This is a genomic window from Achromobacter sp. RTa (assembly GCF_000757485.1).
Lineage (GTDB): Bacteria > Pseudomonadota > Gammaproteobacteria > Burkholderiales > Burkholderiaceae_B > Achromobacter.
In genome coordinates, this window is the sequence record NZ_JPYO01000045.1 from 359,437 (window position 1) to 376,617 (window position 17,181).

Annotated in this window: 14 protein-coding genes; 11 read left to right on the forward strand and 3 right to left on the reverse strand. The window is 69.4% G+C overall.

Annotated features, from left to right (window positions below):
• The first annotated feature begins 102 nt into the window (after positions 1-102).
• From fes to JL37_RS25975, 9 genes are all read left to right on the forward strand, one after another.
• A complete protein-coding gene (gene fes, locus JL37_RS25935; RefSeq protein ID WP_231570433.1) occupies positions 103-1,698 on the forward strand; it encodes an enterochelin esterase in 1,596 nt (531 codons plus the stop codon).
• 123 nt (positions 1,699-1,821) lie between these two features.
• Positions 1,822-3,303: an amidase gene (locus JL37_RS25940; protein WP_043547865.1), complete on the forward strand. Its 1,482-nt coding sequence runs from the start codon at positions 1,822-1,824 to the stop codon at positions 3,301-3,303.
• A 237-nt stretch (positions 3,304-3,540) separates the two neighbouring features.
• Positions 3,541-5,160 (forward strand): methyl-accepting chemotaxis protein, encoded by a 1,620-nt coding sequence (locus JL37_RS25945; RefSeq protein ID WP_043547866.1) that lies wholly within the window; start codon positions 3,541-3,543, stop codon positions 5,158-5,160.
• A gap of 8 nt (positions 5,161-5,168) precedes the next feature.
• Entirely contained in the window at positions 5,169-5,690 is a 522-nt protein-coding gene (locus tag JL37_RS25950; protein WP_052097605.1) for a chemotaxis protein CheW, read from the forward strand.
• A complete protein-coding gene (locus JL37_RS25955; protein WP_043547868.1) occupies positions 5,687-6,940 on the forward strand; it encodes a CheR family methyltransferase in 1,254 nt (417 codons plus the stop codon). Before JL37_RS25950 ends, JL37_RS25955 begins: the two co-directional genes overlap by 4 nt.
• Positions 6,941-6,944: 4 nt before the next feature.
• Positions 6,945-7,595, forward strand: a complete 651-nt coding sequence (locus JL37_RS25960) for a chemotaxis protein CheW (RefSeq protein ID WP_043547869.1) — start codon at positions 6,945-6,947, stop codon at positions 7,593-7,595.
• Positions 7,592-9,856, forward strand: a complete 2,265-nt coding sequence (locus JL37_RS25965) for a hybrid sensor histidine kinase/response regulator (protein ID WP_043547870.1) — start codon at positions 7,592-7,594, stop codon at positions 9,854-9,856. The genes JL37_RS25960 and JL37_RS25965 overlap by 4 nt, the downstream gene beginning before the upstream one ends.
• Positions 9,853-10,863 (forward strand): chemotaxis response regulator protein-glutamate methylesterase, encoded by a 1,011-nt coding sequence (locus JL37_RS25970; RefSeq protein ID WP_043547871.1) that lies wholly within the window; start codon positions 9,853-9,855, stop codon positions 10,861-10,863. Before JL37_RS25965 ends, JL37_RS25970 begins: the two co-directional genes overlap by 4 nt.
• 33 nt (positions 10,864-10,896) lie before the next feature.
• A complete protein-coding gene (locus JL37_RS25975; protein ID WP_043548234.1) occupies positions 10,897-11,910 on the forward strand; it encodes a PleD family two-component system response regulator in 1,014 nt (337 codons plus the stop codon).
• 12 nt (positions 11,911-11,922) lie between these two features.
• On the opposite strand, the gene JL37_RS25980 is transcribed toward JL37_RS25975, so the two are convergent.
• Positions 11,923-12,402 (reverse strand): Lrp/AsnC family transcriptional regulator, encoded by a 480-nt coding sequence (locus JL37_RS25980; protein WP_081955212.1) that lies wholly within the window; start codon positions 12,400-12,402, stop codon positions 11,923-11,925.
• A gap of 188 nt (positions 12,403-12,590) precedes the next feature.
• On the opposite strand from JL37_RS25980, the gene JL37_RS25985 reads away from it, so the two are divergent.
• Complete coding sequence (locus JL37_RS25985) at positions 12,591-13,874, forward strand: cystathionine gamma-synthase family protein (RefSeq protein ID WP_043547873.1); 1,284 nt, start codon at positions 12,591-12,593, stop codon at positions 13,872-13,874.
• A 14-nt stretch (positions 13,875-13,888) separates the two neighbouring features.
• Here JL37_RS25985 and JL37_RS25990 read toward each other — a convergent pair whose 3' ends face one another.
• Positions 13,889-15,400, reverse strand: coding sequence for an MFS transporter (locus JL37_RS25990; protein WP_043547874.1), 1,512 nt, complete (start codon positions 15,398-15,400; stop codon positions 13,889-13,891).
• A 132-nt stretch (positions 15,401-15,532) separates the two neighbouring features.
• Here JL37_RS25990 and JL37_RS25995 point away from each other — a divergent pair, with 132 nt between their 5' ends.
• Positions 15,533-16,414 (forward strand): LysR family transcriptional regulator, encoded by an 882-nt coding sequence (locus JL37_RS25995; protein ID WP_043547875.1) that lies wholly within the window; start codon positions 15,533-15,535, stop codon positions 16,412-16,414.
• Between the two features lies 1 nt (position 16,415).
• On the opposite strand, the gene JL37_RS26000 is transcribed toward JL37_RS25995, so the two are convergent.
• A complete protein-coding gene (locus JL37_RS26000; protein WP_043547876.1) occupies positions 16,416-17,102 on the reverse strand; it encodes a GntR family transcriptional regulator in 687 nt (228 codons plus the stop codon).
• Positions 17,103-17,181 lie beyond the last annotated feature (79 nt).

Genomic DNA, 17,181 nt, shown 5'->3' on the forward strand with positions numbered 1-17,181 from the left:
ATCGGGCGCAAATGCGGCCGCGGGGCCTGCGCTCCTGCGCGGGAATGGGTTTAAGTAGATAATGATACTTATTCCCATTAATGCAAGCAGGAGAACGAGCAAGTGACGCAGCAACGCAATATGCAGCGGTGGCGCGCGGGATGGCTGGCGCTGGCCCTGGCCGGCGCGGCCTCGGGATCGGCCATGGCGCAGAGCGCGGAAGGCCGGGTGTCGCCGCAGGCGCCGGCGGATACCGCGCTGACTCTGCAAAAGGGCGAGTTCCTCGCCGGCCAATGGGCCGCCGACAGCGGCGTGACGCTGGATCTGCTCGATGCCGCCGGCCAGCACGTGCGCCGCCTGAGCGACGCCGAGCGGCCCACTGGCGGCCTGATGCTGGTGGCGCCGGGGGACGGCCGCTATACGCTGCGGGCGCAGGGGCAAGGCGCGTACCGCTGGGCGGTGTCCGAACGCGTGCCGCTGTCCGCGCAGCGCGCGCCCGAGCCCGCCATCGCCAGCCCGCGGCTCGCGGCGCTTGCGAAGACACTGGCGCAGGGCGGAGGCACCGAGGACTTCTGGCGCGAGATCGCGGCTGCAGGCGCGCCGCTGGTCGAGCCCGTCGACGCCGCGCGCGACCGGGTGACTTTCCTGTGGCGCGGGGCGCGGCGCAACGTGCGGCTGTTCGGCGGCCCCTTGTCCGACCATGCGCAACTCGAGCGCCTGGGGGACTCGGACGTCTGGTATCGCAGTTTCGTCTTGCCGCGGTCTGCGCGGCTGTCGTACAAGCTGGCGCCCGACGTGCCGGAGCTGCCCGCTTCCGACTCCGCCCGGCGCCGCGCCATCCTGGCCACCGCCCAGGCCGATCCGCTCAACCCCAAGGCGTATCCCGAGCGCGGCGTGGACGCGTTCCAGTATTCGTCCGTGCTGGAACTGGCAGAGGCGCCGCCGCAGCCCTGGGTGGCGCCGCGCCCCGGCGTTGCGGCGGGCACGGTGGAGGTCAAGGCCCTGGCCAGCAAGATCCTGGGCAACACGCGAGACATCCATCTGTACCGCCCCGCGGGCTGGCGGCCGGGCGCGTCCGGCAACCACGTTCTGGTGCTGTTCGACGCCGGCCCCTATCTCAGCCGGGTGCCTACGCCGACGATCCTGGACAACATGATTGCCGAAGGCGCCATTCCGCCCACGGCGGCGCTGCTGATCTCCAACCCCACCGCCGATTCGCGCTCCGCCGAGCTGCCTCCCAATCCGGATTTCGCCGATTTCCTGGCGCGTGAACTCATGCCGTGGGCCCGCGAACAAGGCATCGCCGCGCCGGCGGCGCGCACGGTCATCGGCGGCTCCAGCTATGGCGGCCTGGCCTCGGCCTACGCCGCGTTCCGCCATCCGGAGGCGTTCGGCAATGTCCTGAGCCAGTCGGGTTCGTACTGGTGGGGGCAGCCCGGCGAAGAAGACCAGTGGCTTGCGCGCCAGTTCGCCGCGGTGCGCACGCTGCCGGTGCGTTTCTACCTGGTGGCGGGAGCTTACGAGACGGGCCGGGGCGGCCAGTCCGGGATCCTCGACAGCAACCGGCGGCTGCGCGACGTGCTCAGGGCCAAGGGCTACCGCGTGACCCACCAGGAAGTGGAGGGCGGCCACGATTACCTGAGCTGGCGCGGCACGCTGTCCGACGGCCTGATCGACCTGATCGGCACCGCGCCGGCGGCCCGCCAGGCCGCGCGCTAGGACACCGGCACGCTGCGGCGGGGCGGCGTGTCGCGTAGTATTGTGCGCGCGGCCGGATTCCCGCCGGCGCGCCCAACACAATACCCGCGCCGCCGGATCCCGCGGCGCGACAAGGAGACCTGCATGAATCCTGCCACCGAGGCCGCGGCCCCAGGCCTGGACGATATCGTGGCGATGCCGGCGCACGCGCTGTCGGACGCGATCCGCCTGCGCAAAGTGTCGTGCCGCGAAGTGATGGCCGCCTACCTGGCGCATATCGACCGGGTCAACCCCAAGCTCAACGCCATCGTCGCCCGGCGCGACGGCGACGCGCTGATGCGCGAGGCGGCCGAGCGCGACGCCCAGCTGGACGCAGGGCAGTGGCTGGGTTGGCTTCACGGCATGCCGCAGGCGCCCAAGGACCTGACGGCGGTGAAGGACATGGTCACCTCCATGGGGTCGCTCGTCTACAAGGACCTGGTGACGCCGCACGACTCGATCATGATCGAGCGCATGCGGGCGTCCGGCGCCATCTTCATCGGCCGCAGCAATGTGCCGGAATTCGGCCTGGGCTCGCATACCTACAACCAGGTCTACGGCACCACCGGCAACCCCTACGATCCCTCCAGAACGGCCGGCGGCAGCAGCGGCGGCGCGGCCGCGGCGCTGGCGGCCCGCATGCTGCCCGTGGCGGACGGCAGCGATTTCGGCGGGTCGCTGCGCAACCCGGCGGCCTTCTGCAACGTCTACGGCATGCGGCCGTCGGCCGGGCGCGTGCCCTTCGGCCCGGCGCCCGAAGTCTTTCTGAAGCAGCTGTCCTACGAGGGGCCGATGGGGCGCACGCCGCGCGACGTCGCCATGCTGCTGTCCGTGATGGCCGGCCATGATCCGCGGGTTCCGCTGTCGCTCTCGGACGACCCGTCCCAGTTCGCCCAGCCGCTGGACGCCGACCTGCGCGGCAAGCGCGTGGGTTGGCTGGGCGACTGGAACGGCTACCTGCCCATGGAACCCGGCATCCTGGACCTGTGCGAGCGGGCGCTGGGCGATCTGGCGGCGGTGGGCTGCGAGGCGGTGGACTACCGCGTGCCGTTCGCGGGCGACCGGCTCTGGCGCATCTGGCTGGCCCACCGCCACCTGATGGTGGGCGGGCAGTTCCATGCCCTGGTCCAGGATCCCGAGACGCGCAAGCTGGTCAAGCCGGCGCTGATCTGGGAGGTAGAGGGGCTGGAAGGCATGACGGCGCGGCAGGTGTACCAGGCCACCGAGGAGCGCAGCGCCTGGTACCAGACGGTGCTGCGCATGTTCCAGGAAGTGGATTATCTGGCGGTGCCGTCGGCGCAGGTGTTCCCGTTCGACGCCAAGCTGGACTGGCCCAAGCAGATCGCCGGGCGCCCCATGGATACCTACCACCGCTGGATGGAGACCGTCACGCCTTGGACGCTGGCCGGCTGTCCGGTGATCAGCGTGCCCGTGGGGTTCAACGGCGCCGGGTTGCCCATGGGCATGCAGCTGATCGGCCGGCCCCGTGCCGACCTGGACGTCCTGCGGCTGGCGCACGCCTACGGGCAGGCGCGCGACTGGGTGGAAGACCGTCCGCCCGCCGCCCTCTGGCGGCAGACCGCCTGATTCCGCGGGCATCTCGGCCCAAAACACAAGCCCTTGTAAGAGGGCTTTGCTTTTTCCCGACGAAACGGCTCCTTGAAGGGGCCGTTTTGGCGTTTTTCGTGGCTGGCGGGGCCTGCCTTTGCAATAATTGCCGACGAACTCCATATTCCGTAATACACGGAGCGGCGGCGCGCTTTATCTTGTTCCAGGATATGTCGGCCGGATCGGCGAGTTGACATTGCATAAAGGTTTCCCGGCATGAAGAATCTGACGCTCCGCCAGCGCATCCTGGCCAGCTTCCTGGTCATCCTGGCCATCATGGCCCTGATGGTGGTTGTCGATTACCGGCGCCTGCTGGTCATCGAATCGCAGGCCGAGCTGATCAACAGCGACGCCGTGCCCGGCATTTACTACAGCACCTCGATCCGCGCTTCCTGGTTCGCCGGCTTCGTGGCGCTGCACGACGCCTTCGCCACGGATACGGAACAGGAGCGCCGCGACGCGCTGGAGGCGCTGCCCAAGAGCGACCAGCTGCTAGAGGAACACATCGCGCAATATCGCCGCACCGTCGGCCGCGAGGACGATCGCCAGATGTTCGAGGAGTTCGAGCGGGAGCTGCAGGAGTACAAGCGCATCCGCGCCGACATCCTGACTCCCGCCACGCTGGCGGATCCGGCACGGGCGGAAGCGCGCATCAAGGCGGAACTGCGGCCCGCGTTCTACAAGGGCCGCGACATCCTGGCGCGGATGGTGGTCGAGAACAAGAAGCAGGCCGACGAGGCGGCCGTCTCGATCAGCAAATCCGTGGAAAGCGCGGAGCTTGGCATGCTGGTGTCGCTGGCGCTGGCCATCGCCGCGGCCATCCTCTGCGGCTTCATGCTGCTGCGCGCCATCGCCAACCCCATGCGCGACATCGTCAAGACGCTGGAATCCACCGGAGGCGGCGACCTGACCCGCCGCCTGAAGCTGGCGCGCAAGGATGAGTTCAACGCGATCGAGACCGGCTTCAACGGCATGGTCGACGAGCTGACCGGCCTGGTCGGCAAGACGCAGCGTTCGGCGGTGCAGGTCGCGACCTCGGTCACCGAGATCGCGGCCACGTCCAAGCAGCAGCAGGCCACCGCTTCGGAAGTGGCCGCCACCACCACCGAGATCGGCGTCACTTCGCGGGAAATCTCCGCTACCTCGCGCGAACTGGTCCGCACCATGGCGGAAGTCTCCGGCGCCGCCGAGCAGACCGCGGCGCTGGCCGGCAGCGGCCAAGTGGGGCTGGCGCGCATGGAAGACACTATGCGCAACGTGGTCGGGGCCGCGGGGTCGGTCAATGCCAAGCTGGCCATCCTCAACGAGAAGGCGGGCAATATCACGCAGGTCGTGACGACGATCACGAAAGTGGCGGACCAGACCAACCTGCTGTCGCTGAACGCCGCCATCGAAGCCGAGAAGGCGGGCGAGTACGGCCGCGGTTTCGTCGTCGTGGCGACCGAGATCCGCCGGCTGGCGGACCAGACCGCCGTGGCCACCTACGACATCGAGCAGATGGTGCGCGAGATTCAGTCCTCGGTGTCGGCCGGCGTCATGGGCATGGACAAGTTCTCCGAGGAAGTGCGCCGGGGCATGGCCGACATGCAACAGGTGGGCGACCAGCTGTCGCAGATCATCCAGCAGGTGCAGACGCTTGCGCCGCGAGTGCAGATGGTGAACGAAGGCATGCAGGCCCAGGCCACGGGCGCCGAGCAGATCAACCAGGCCTTGCAGCAATTGAGCGACGCGGCGCAGCAGACCGTGGAATCCCTGCGCCAGTCCACGCTGGCCATCGAAGAGTTGACGCTGGTGGCCAACGACCTGCGCAGCGGCGTGTCGCGCTTCAAGGTGTGACGGCGGCCATGGCGGACCCCGTTTCCCGCGCCGCGGCCGGACGCCGGCTGTACCTGCTCTTTCGCATCGGCGAAGACCGTTACGCGCTGGACGCCGCGGACGTTTCCGAGGTGCTTGGCCTGCGTGTCCTGAAGCAGGTGCCCGGCGCGCCCGATTGGGTCGCGGGCATGCTGGACCGCCGCGGCGCGGCCGTGCCTGTCATCGACATGAGCGCGCTGGCGGGGCGCGGCGCGGCCGCCGCCGTGACCAGCACGCGGCTGGCCCTGGTCCGGTACCGGGCCGGGCCCCATGCCCAGGACCGCCCGCTTGGGCTGATCCTGGAGCAGGCGACCGAAACCGCGCATTTCGATCCGGCCGCGTTCCAGCCCAGCGGGCTCGATAACCCGGGCGCCCGCTACCTGGGCCCGGTGCTCAGCGACGGCCGGGGCATGGTGCAGGCCGTCACCGTGGATGCGCTACTGCCCGCGCCGGTGCGCGCGCTGCTGTTCCCCGCCGATTCCGAGGGCGCGGGCCATGAGGCGCGGCCATGATGCTCGTCGATGATTTCAGCGCGCTGCTCAAGCGGCGGATGGGGCTGGACAGCGGCTCCATCGGCAAGGCGGCCGTGGAGCGAGCGGTGCGGCGCCGGATGGGCGCGGCCGGCGTCGACGACGAACGCGACTATCTGTTGCAGGCGCAGGCCTCGCCCGACGAAATGCAGCAGCTGATCGAGGCAGTCATCGTGCCGGAGACCTGGTTCTTCCGGTATCCCGAATCGCAGGCGGCGATGGCCGCGCTGGCGCGCGAGCGCCTGTGCGCCGCCGGGGCCGAGAACCGCGTGCTGCGCGTGCTGAGCCTGCCGTGCTCCAGCGGCGAAGAGCCTTACTCCATCGTCATGGCCCTGCTGGACGCGGGCGTGCCGGCGGAGCGTTTCCAGGTGGACGCCGTGGATATCAGCGTCCGTATGGTCGAGTTCGCCCAGCGCGCCGTGTATGGACGGAACTCGTTCCGGGGCGACGGACTGGCGTATCGCGACCGCTATTTTTTCGAAACGGCCGACGGCCACCAGCTCGCCGGGCACGTGGCGGGCCGGGTCCGGTTCCGGCCGGGCAATCTGTTCGACCCGGACTTGCTGGCGGGCGCGGCGCCTTATGACTTCGTCTTCTGCCGCAACCTGCTCATCTACTTCGACGCCGCCACCCAGGAACGCGCCGTGCAGGTGCTGCTGCGGCTCACGCGGGACGACGGCGCGCTGTTCGTCGGGCCGGCCGAGACCAGCCTGCTGACCGCGCGCCGCCTGCCGGCGGTGCCGCTCGCGCGCGCTTTCGCTTTTCAGGCAAAGGCCTTGCCGCCGCCGGCGCCACCTCCGCTGTTGCGGCCCCTCGTGCACAGCTGGACGCCGCCCAGGCGTCCGGCGCCTCAAGCGCCGGCGTCCGGATTGCCGCTGCCCCGGGCCGCCCGGCCGCCGGAACCGGCGGCGGAGCTGGACGCGCAGGCTTCGCTGCGCCGCATCGCGGCCCTGGCGGACCAGGGGCTGGTGCGCGACGCGATGGCGTGTTGCCGCGCCCATATCGACATGCACGGAGCGAGCGCCGAGGCCTTGTACCTGCAAGGGCTGCTGCAGGACGCCGCAGGCGACGCGCGCCAGGCGCAGGCCGCGTACCGCAAGGCGCTCTACCTGGATCCGGCCCACCGCGAGGCCTTGCTGCACCTCGCCGCCCTGGTCGCGTCGGACGGAGACCACGAAGGCGCCCGCCGCCTGCAGGCGCGCGCGGCGCGCGAGGAGGCCAGACGTGAGTGAACCGATGGGCATGCTGTCCGAAGTGGACGATTGCTGGAACCGCATCGGCATCCGCGGCGACAAGAGCTGCGCGCAGCTGGCGGGCCACGTGCATTGCCGCAACTGTCCGGTCTATGCCGAGGCGGCCAAGCGCATCCTGGACCGCCTGCCGCCGCAGATGGAGGAAGGCGGCGTGGACGCTCCCGCCGAGGAGCGGGGCAGGCTGTCCTCGCTGCTGGTGTTCCGCGTGGAGCGCGAATGGCTGGGGCTGCCGGCCCGGGCGCTGGACGAAGTGGCGGGCATGCGCCGCATCCTCGGCCTGCCTCATCGCCGCGATCCCGCGATGCTGGGCGTGGCGAACGTGCGCGGGACGCTGACCGTCTGTGTTTCGCTGTCCCGGCTGCTGGGCCTGGACGCCACGGCGGTGGATGCGCGCGAGCGCCCGGCCTCGGCGCGGATGCTGATCCTGGGCGGCGCCGGCCGGGCGGTGGTGCTGCCGGTGGACGAGGTGGAGGGCATCCATGCCGTCGATCTCGACCGGCTTGGCGCGCTGCCCGCCACGGTCGAGGGCGCCAGCCTGAAGTATTCGCGCGGCATGGCCCGCTGCGGCAGCCGCGCCGTGGGCGTGCTGGACGAGGCCTTGCTGATGCAAGCCCTGGAAAGGAGCCTGGCGTGAACCCGGAACAGATGCGCGACGCGTCGCTCCTGGAACTATTCCAGCTCGAGACCCGTACCCAGGTGCAGGTGCTGAACGACGGCCTGCTGGCCCTGGAACACGATCCGACCTCGGCGCCGCAGCTGGAAGCCTGCATGCGGGCGGCGCATTCGCTCAAGGGCGCCGCCCGTATCGTGGACCTGCACCCCGCAGTGCGCATCGCGCACGCCATGGAGGACTGTCTGGTCGAGGCGAAGGAAGGGCGCCTGCGCTTGCAGGCCGCGGATATCGACGCGCTGCTGCTGGGGGCCGACCTGCTGCAGCGGGTGGCCACGCCCGGCGCGGAACTGGGCGGGGAGATCGACGATCTGGTGGCCCGGCTGAGCGGCGCGGCCCATCCGCAGGCCGGGCTCCCGGCCGCGCCCGGGCCCTCCGGCTTGCCGCCGTCGATCCCGCCGCAAGAATATCTGCCGCCCGCCGAGGCCAAGGCGGCGCTGCCGGCAAGGCGTAGCTCGGACCTGGGCTTGGGCGATGGAGAGCGGGTGCTGCGCGTTACGGCGGACACGCTCAACAAGTTGCTGGGCCTGTCCAGCGAGACGCTGGTGGAGTCGCATTGGATCGCCCCGTTCGGCGCGTCCATGCTGCGCCTGCGGCGCATGCAGGCGGGCGCGGTGCAGGCGCTGGAGGGGTTGCGGACGGCTCTGGCCGGCCAGGCGCTGGATGCGCGCGCTCAATCAGCGCTGGACGACGCGCAGCGCATCGTTGACCAATGCCAGCAGGAACTGTCGCGGCGCACCGGCGAGGTCGATGAGTTTGGCTGGCGCATGGGCCATCTGGCCCAGCGCCTGTACGACACCGCGCTGGCGTGCCGCATGCGGCCGTTCGGCGATGGCGTGGGCGGCCTGCCGCGCATGGTGCGCGACCTGGGCCGTTCGCTGGGCAAGCAGGTGCGGCTGGAAATCGACGGCGAGTCCACGGAGGTGGACCGCGACATCCTGGACAAGCTGGACGCGCCGCTGACGCACCTGCTGCGCAATGCCGTGGACCACGGGATCGAGATGCCGGCCATCCGGGTGGCGGCAGGCAAGCCGCCGGAAGGGCTGATCCGGCTGTCGGCGCGCCATGCGGCCGGCATGCTGCTGATCGAACTGAGCGACGACGGGGCCGGCATTTCGCCGGAACGGCTGCGTGGCGAAGTCGTGCGGCGCAAGCTCGCCAGCCCGGAGACCGCCGCGCGGCTCACCGAGGCCGAGTTGCTGGAATTCCTGTTCCTGTCCGGTTTCAGCACGCGCGGCGAGGTCACCGAGATCTCCGGCCGCGGGGTGGGGTTGGACGTGGTGCAGACCATGGCGCGCCAGTTGCGGGGCGCGGTGCGCATCCATCAGCAAACGGGGCAGGGCACGCGCTTCATGCTGGAAATGCCCCTGTCGCTGTCCGTGGTGCGCAGCCTGCTGGTCGAAGTGCAGGGCGAGATCTACGCCTTTCCGCTGGCCTACGTCAGCCATGCCCTGCAGATACGCGCGCAAGATATCGAACAGCTGGAGGGCCACCAGCATTTCCGCTTCATGGACCGCCAGGTCGGGCTCGTGTCGGCGCGGCAGATCCTGCGCGCCGGCGAACCCGCGCCCTACACGGAGTCGGTCTGCGTGGTGCTGGTGGGCGGCCACGACCGGCTCTACGGGATCGCCGTGGACCGCTACGTGGGCGAGCGCACGCTGGTGGTGCAGCCGCTGGATCCGCGGCTGGGCAAAGTGCAGGACGTGATGGCGGGCTCGCTGATGGACGATGGCACGCCGCTGCTGATCCTCGACGTGGAGGACATGCTGGTGTCGGTCCAGAAGCTGGTGGAAGGCGGCCGGCTGGCCCGCGTGGACGGGCCGGGGGCTTCCGTCCAGGCGCGCCGCCGCAAGCGCGTGCTGGTGGTGGACGACTCGCTGACGGTGCGCGAGCTCGAACGCAAGCTGCTCCTGAACCGCGGCTTCGAGGTCGCCGTGGCGGTGGACGGCATGGACGGCTGGAACATGCTGCGCAGCGAGGACTTCGACCTGGTGGTGACCGACGTGGACATGCCGCGCATGGACGGCATCGAGCTCGTGTCCTGCATCAAGGCGGACCCCAGGCTGCAATCGCTGCCGGTCATGGTAGTGTCCTACAAGGACCGCGAAGAGGACCGGCGGCGCGGGCTGGATGCCGGCGCCGACTATTATCTGGCCAAGGGCAGCTTCCATGACGATGCGCTGCTCGACGCCGTGGAAGACCTGATCGGAAAGGCGAACGCGTGAGAATCGGGATCGTCAACGATATGCCGATGGCGGTGGAGATGCTGCGGCGCGCGATCGCGCTGGAGCCGGAACTCTCCGTGGCCTGGGTTGCGGGCAACGGCCAGGAGGCCGTGGACCTGTGCGTCCGCGACAGGCCGGACCTGGTGCTGATGGACCTCATCATGCCGGTCATGGACGGCGTGGAGGCCACGCGCCGCATCATGGCGGAAACGCCTTGCGCCATCGTCGTGGTCACGTCGGACGTCGCGCGCCACACGTCGCGCGTGTTCGACGCCATGGGCCATGGCGCGCTGGACGCCGCCGATACGCCGGTTGTCGGCTGTGCCGACCTGCGGACGGCCGCCGCGCCGCTGCTGCGCAAGATCCGCAACATCGGCTGGCTGATCGGCCGCTATGGCAAGCGCCCCGCCTTGAGCCCGGTGGCCGGGCCGGGGCCGCAGGCCGACGCCCGGCGCCTGCTGGTCATCGGCGCTTCCGCGGGCGGCCCCGCGGCGCTGTCGGAGCTGCTGGCCGGCATTCCGGCGGGTTTTCCGGCGGGCATCGTGCTGGTGCAGCATGTGGACGCCTCGTTCGCCGCAGGCATGGCCGACTGGCTCAACGAACAGGTGGCCCTGCCGGTCCGGCTGGTGCGCGAAGGCGAATCGCCCGCGCCCGGCCAGATACTGCTGGCCGGCACCGGCGACCATCTGCGCCTGCTTTCCGATGGTACGCTGCGGTATGCCCAGGATCCCAAGGAAAGCCTCTACCGGCCTTCCATCGATGTTTTTTTCCATAGCGTGGCGCAGCATTGGCGAGGCAAGGTGGTTGGCGTGCTGCTGACCGGCATGGGCCAGGACGGCGCGCGCGGACTGCGGGCGCTGCGCGAGCGCGGATGCCTGACCATCGCCCAGGACCAAGCCTCCAGCGCCGTCTACGGCATGCCCAAGGCCGCGGCGGCCATGCAGGCGGCCGTCGAGATCTGCCCATTGGACCAAATCGCTCCCCGCTTGGTGAAGGCGTTTGCCTGAGCGGCCGGACATTGCCAGAAACGAAGGATGAATATGCACCCTCCCATTGACAGCTCGGCTGCGTCGAATCTGCATTCGCATGCGGCCATGGTGTTGCTCGTCGACGACCAGGTGATGGTCGGCGAGGCCATCAGGCGGGCGCTGGTCACAGAGGGGAATATCGATTTCCACTACTGCTCGGACCCCGACAAGGCGCTGGCCGTGGCGATCCAGACGCGGCCCACGGTCATCCTCCAGGACCTAGTGCTGCCGGGCGTGGACGGGCTGAGCCTGGTCCAGGAATACCGCAACCATCCCGTGACGCGCGACATTCCCATCATCGTGCTGTCCACCAAGGAAGATCCTGCCATCAAGAGCGCCGCCTTCTCGGCCGGAGCCAACGACTACCTGGTCAAGCTGCCCGATTCGATCGAGCTGGTGGCGCGCATCCGCTACCACTCCCGCTCGTATCTGGCCCTGGTGCAGCGGGACGAGGCCTACCAGGCTCTGCGCCAGAGCCAGCAGCAGCTGCTGGAAAGCAATATGGAGTTGCGCCGGCTGACGAATTCCGACGGCCTCACGGGCCTGGGCAACCGCCGCTACTTCGATGAATACCTCAATGCCGAATGGCTGCGCGCGCGCCGCAACGGCCGCGAGATCAGCATGCTGATGATCGACGTGGACCACTTCAAGTCCTACAACGACACCTACGGGCATATCGCGGGCGACGAGGCCCTCAAGCGCGTGGCCAATACCATTTTCGCCAGCTGCGACCGTTCCACCGACCTGGCGGCCCGCTTCGGCGGAGAGGAATTCGCGCTGGTGCTGCCGGGCACGCCGGCCGGCAGCGCGAGGCTGGCCGCCGAAAAGCTGCGGCGCGCCGTCGAGGCCATGCAGATCCCCCAGAAAGACGCCGGCTCGGGGCCCTGGCTGACGGTCAGCATCGGCGCCGCCACCGCGGTGCCGCGGGACGAGCAGCCGTACACCGACCTGATCCAGGCGGCCGACCGCGGCCTCTACCAGGCCAAGCGGCAGGGCCGCAACCGCGTGGTGCCCGGCATGATGTAGCCGCCAGGCCGCTTACAGATGCAGCTTGGCCGAGGACTTGACCTCGTGCATGGATAGCGTGCTGAGCAGTTCCTTCACGCCCGGGAGCGGGCGGAGGCGATTGCGCACGAATTCCGAATAGGCGTCGAAATCGCGCGCCACGATGTGCAGCAGATAGTCGTGCTGGCCGGTGGTGTTGTGGCAAGCCAGCACCTCCGGCATGGCGAGCACGCCGGCCTCGAAGGCGCCGCAGGTTTTTTCCGTGTGGTTTTCCAGCGAGATGCTGACGAAGGCGACCACTCCCATGCCCAGCGCGCGGCGGTCCAGGATGGCCTGGTAGCCGCGGATCATGCCCGACGTTTCCAGACGCTTGAGGCGCTTCCAGCAGGGCGAGGCCGATAGCGACACGCGCTCGGCCAGCTCGGCGTTGCTGAGCCGCCCATCTTCTTGAAGGATTTTCATGATTTTCCAATCGATCGCGTCAAGTTGATGTAACGAGGCAGTGTCTTTCATGGAAGTCTTCTTATGGGAAACGTTGTTTCCCATTATCGCCGTGCGGCGATAGAAATGGAAAGAATATTGCCGGCGCCCGAGCCCATACTGCCATGCATCCCCGAGCCGCCGGCGCTATTGTTTTCGCATGCGCGACGCGCCCGCTCCGGCAGCCCCGCCGGCGGCCCGCAAACCGAGAGAGGCAGACCATGAGTTACTCCAGCTATCACAAGAAAGACATCTTCGGCCGTCCCCTGCACGCGGAGACGCAGATGATGTCCTATGGGTTCGACCCCTTTCTGTCGGAGGGCGCCGTCAAGCCGCCGGTATTCCTGACCTCTACCTTCGCGTTCCGCTCGGCGGAGGACGGCGCGGCCTTCTTCGACCTGGTGTCGGGCCGCAAGCCCCTGCCGCAGGGCGAATCCGCGGGGCTGGTGTACAGCCGCTTCAACCACCCGAACCTGGAAATCGTGGAAGACCGGCTGGCGCTGCTGGACGGCTCGCAGGATGCGGCGGTGACCTCCAGCGGCATGTCGGCGATCAGCGCGGTGTTCCTGGCGTTCCTGCGGCCGGGCGACCAGCTGGTGCAATCGGTGCCGCTCTATGGCGGCACGGAGACGCTGATTTCCAGGATCTTTCCGGAATGGGGCATCGGGTCGCACCCGATCCGGGACGGCCTGTCCGCCAGCAGTATGCGCGAGGCGCTGGAGGCCGCGGCGGCGCAGGGGCCTGTCCGTCTTTTCTACGTGGAGACGCCCGCCAATCCGACCAACGCGCTGATCGATTTCGAGGCCATGAAGAACGAGCTGGACGCGTTCGAGGGGCGGCACGGCTACCGGCCCATCTCGGTCTGCGACAACACGCTGCTGGGCCCCATTTTCCAGAAGCCGGCCGAGCACGGGGTGGACCTGTGCGTGTATTCGCTCACGAAGTACGTGGGCGGCCATAGCGATCTGGTGGCGGGCGCCGTCACCGGCAGCAAGGAACTGATCAAGAAGGTGCGCGCGATCCGCAGCGCGTTCGGCTCGCAGCTGGACCCGCATTCGTGCTGGATGATCACGCGTTCGATGGAGACCGTGGTGCTGCGCATGAAGCAGGCGGCGCGCACGGCGACCAAGGTGGCGCAATGGCTGTCGGGCAATCCGCACGAGAAGGTGCGCATATACCATTCGGAGCTGATCGCCGATCCTGCCTACCAGGAGGTCTACAAGCGCCAGTGCACCGGGCCGGGCTCGACGTTCGCATTCGTGCTGGACGGCGGGCGGGCCAAGGCGTTCCGCTTCATCAACGCGCTGCACCTGTTCCGCTCGGCGGTGAGCCTGGGCGGCACCGAATCGCTGATCTGCCATCCGGCCTCGACCACGCATTCCGGCGTGCCGGCGGCCGAGCGCGATGCCGCTGGCGTGTCAGAGGGGCTGATCCGGATTTCGATCGGGCTGGAGCACGAGGAAGACCTGATCGCCGACATGGACCACGCCTTCCGCAACGCCTGAACGGCGGGCCGGCCCTATGCGCGCATCCGCCGGCGGTTGAACAGCACGAATGCCGCGGTGGCCAGTAGCAGCACGGTGGCCGTGGCGAGCACGGCCGCGTAGCCGGTGTCGAACGCCGTCCTGGCCAGGCGGACGAGCGCGGCGCCCAGGTCGGCCGGCACGCCCTCGGCGACGATGAGCGCCTGGTCCAGGCTGTCGCGCGCGGCGTCGGATCCGGACAGGCCGGCGGGCACGGCGAGGGAATGCGCATACACGCCCGACAGGATGGATCCCATCAGGGTGACGCCCAGGGCGCCGCCCAGCTCATAGGACACCTCTTCGATCGACGCGGCCATGCCCGCGCGTTCGGGCGTGGCGCTTTGCATGATGGTGCTGGAGGCCGCCGTCATGGTGGCGCCGATGCCCGCGCCCAGCACGCACAGGCTGGCCATCTGGGGCAGGATCGCGGCGTCGTAGCTCAGCAGGTAGCCGGCCATGCCGATGCCCGAGACCAGCAGCGACAGGAACAGGATGCGGGCGCTGTCCGCCCGCCCCAGCAGCCAGCCGGTCAGCGGGCCGGAAACGAAGGCGGCCAGCGACAGCGGCAGGATGAAGAGCGCGGCCTCCAGGGGCGATTTCCCCATGACCAGCTGCAGCCGCTGGCTGAACACCAGTTCCATGCCCAGGAGCGCCGCCGCCGCGAACAGCGCGGCCGCCACGGCCGAACTGAAGGCGCGGTTGCGGAAGAGGGCGAAGTCGATGAGCGGATATGGCCGCGAGCGCTGGCGGCGCGCGAAAACCGCAAGCAGCGCCGCGCCCGCGGCGCAGGCCAGGCCGGCGTGCAGCCAGGACGGCGCCGGCTTGCCCAGCTCCTTCAACGCGTAGGCGCAGAGGATCAGGCCGGCCATCACCTGCAGGGAACCGACGAGGTCCCAGGGGCGCGAGGCATCCGGCCGGCTGGCCGGAATGAAGCGCCATGCTAGCGGCAGGGCGGCCAGCACGATCGGCACGTTGATGAGGAACACCGATCCCCACCAGAAATGCTCCAGCAGCACGCCGCCCACCACCGGGCCGACGGCCGCGCCGCCCGACGCCACGGAGGCCCAGACGCCGATGGCGACCGCGCGTTCGCGTTCGTCGGCGAACGTGAGACGCAGGATGGACAGGGTGGCCGGCATCATCATGGCCGCGCCCACCGCCAGCAGCGCGCGCGCCGCGATCAGCGCGGCCGAGCCGGGCGAATAGGCGGCGGCCAGCGATGCCACGCCGAACACCGCCAGGCCCGCCATGAAGAGGCGCTTGTGGCCCAGGCGGTCGCCCAGCGTGCCCATGCCCAGCAGCAGGCCCGACACGACCAGCGCATAGATGTTCACGATCCACAGCTTGGCCGGCGCGGTGACGCTCAGTTCATGAGTGAGGCGCGGTAGCGCGGTGTAAAGCACGGTCATGTCGACCACGATCAACAGCAAGGCGCTGGACACGATGGCCAGCACCAGCCAGCGGCCGGGCGCGGCCGTGGCGACAGCGTTCGGTTCAGTCCGCTGCATGGTTCTACTCCTGGATGGCTGGAATGCGCCGCGGGCGGGAAGCCTTTGTGGCGGCGGGTTATTATCCATCTTGTAATTTGCACGAAAAAGTTAGATTCCATCTATTAAATAGATGAATTACGGGAGGTGCCTATGCAGTGGACGCTGGACCAGCTACGCCAATTCGCCGCCGCGGCGGAGGCCGGGTCTTTCTCGGCGGCCGCGCGGCGCCTGGGCCGCGCGCAATCCGCGGTCAGCACCTCGGTGGGCCTGCTGGAAGCGGACCTGGGCGTGGAGCTGTTCGACCGGTCGCGCCGCAACGCCACCCTGACTCCGGCCGGCGAAGTGATGCTGCAGGAGGCCCGTGAACTGCTGCGCCAGGCCGGCGGGCTGGAGCAGCGCGCTTTGTCGTTCGCCGGCGGGCAGGACGCGCGCCTGTCCATCGCCCTGGACGAGGCCTTGCCCCACCTGGTGCTGGGCGCGCTGTGCAAGGAGCTGGCCGCGCGCTTCCCGGCGCTGGAATTGACCCAGCTGAACGGCACCGCGACGGAAGTGGCGGACTATGTGGAGCAGGGCCGCGCCAGCCTTGCCTTCCACTTCGACCGGGGAAATCCGGGCCCCGCCTTTGCGCACCGCTATCTGGGCAACGTGGCGCAAGGCATCTTCGTGGCCCTGGAGCATCCGCTGGCGGCGCTGTCCGAGGTCGGGCGCAGCGACCTGGCCCGCCACCGGCAGCTGATCATGCAGATGGATGGCGTGGACGAACTGGTGCTCAGCCCCACGGTGTGGCGGGCGGACAGCTGCTATAGCATCGCGGCGATGGCGGCCGACGGCGTGGGCTGGGCCATTCTTCCGCTGAACATCGCGGAATACGAAGGCAACCGCAACGCGCTGGTACGCGTGCCGTGTGAGGACCTGTCGCTGCCGATGCTGCCGGTGCGCACCCTGTGGCTGCAGGGCGCCAGGCTGAGCGAAACGGAGCGCTGGATCCAGCAGCGCATGGGGCAGTTGCTGCGGGCCGGGTCGCGGGGTTGAACTAGCGCAGCAGCGCGCTGACCAGGTCGCTGTCGGCGCGGCCGCCTTCCGCGAAATCCAGCGAGGTCTGGACGTGGTCCAGGTGCGCGTCCATCAGGGCGCAGGCGCGGTCGGCGTCGCCGGCGCGGGCCGCCTCGATGAAGGCGTGGTGTTCCTGGGACGAACAGCTCGCGTCGCGCGAGCTTTGGTACAGCATGGTGATCACGGCGCTGCGGGCGGAGAGTTCGCGCAGCATGCCGGTCAGCACGGAGTTGCCCACGGCCTCGGCCAGCAGGATATGGAAATGGCCGAGCAATTGGTTGCGCGCCTGCACGTCGGCGCCTTCGAGCGCGCGGCGCTCCGCGGCCAGGTGGGCGTCGATGCGGCGGTAGTCGGCCGCCGTGGCGCAGGCCACGAACTGGCGCGCCAGGGCCGCCTCCAGGATGCGGCGCACGGCGTAGACTTCGCGGGCCTCGTTGGCGTCCGGCTTGCTGACGAACGCGCCCTTGTCGGGGACGATCTGGATCAGCTTGTCCTTGGACAGCATGAGCAGGGCGGCGCGGACCTTGGTCCGGCTGACCTTGTAGACGCGCCCCAGCGCCTCTTCGCGCAGCCGGGTGCCGGGCGGAAGTTTGTGCGCCACGATGGCGGCGGCCACTTCCTTGGCGATATCGTCGGCGCTGGGGTCGGTGTGGACGTCCTGGGGCATTGGGGGCGGCGGCGCGTGCTCGCCGTTGTGGGCATCGGGGAGCCAGTCTAGCAAATCCAGCTGTATGGGGCCCCCACGC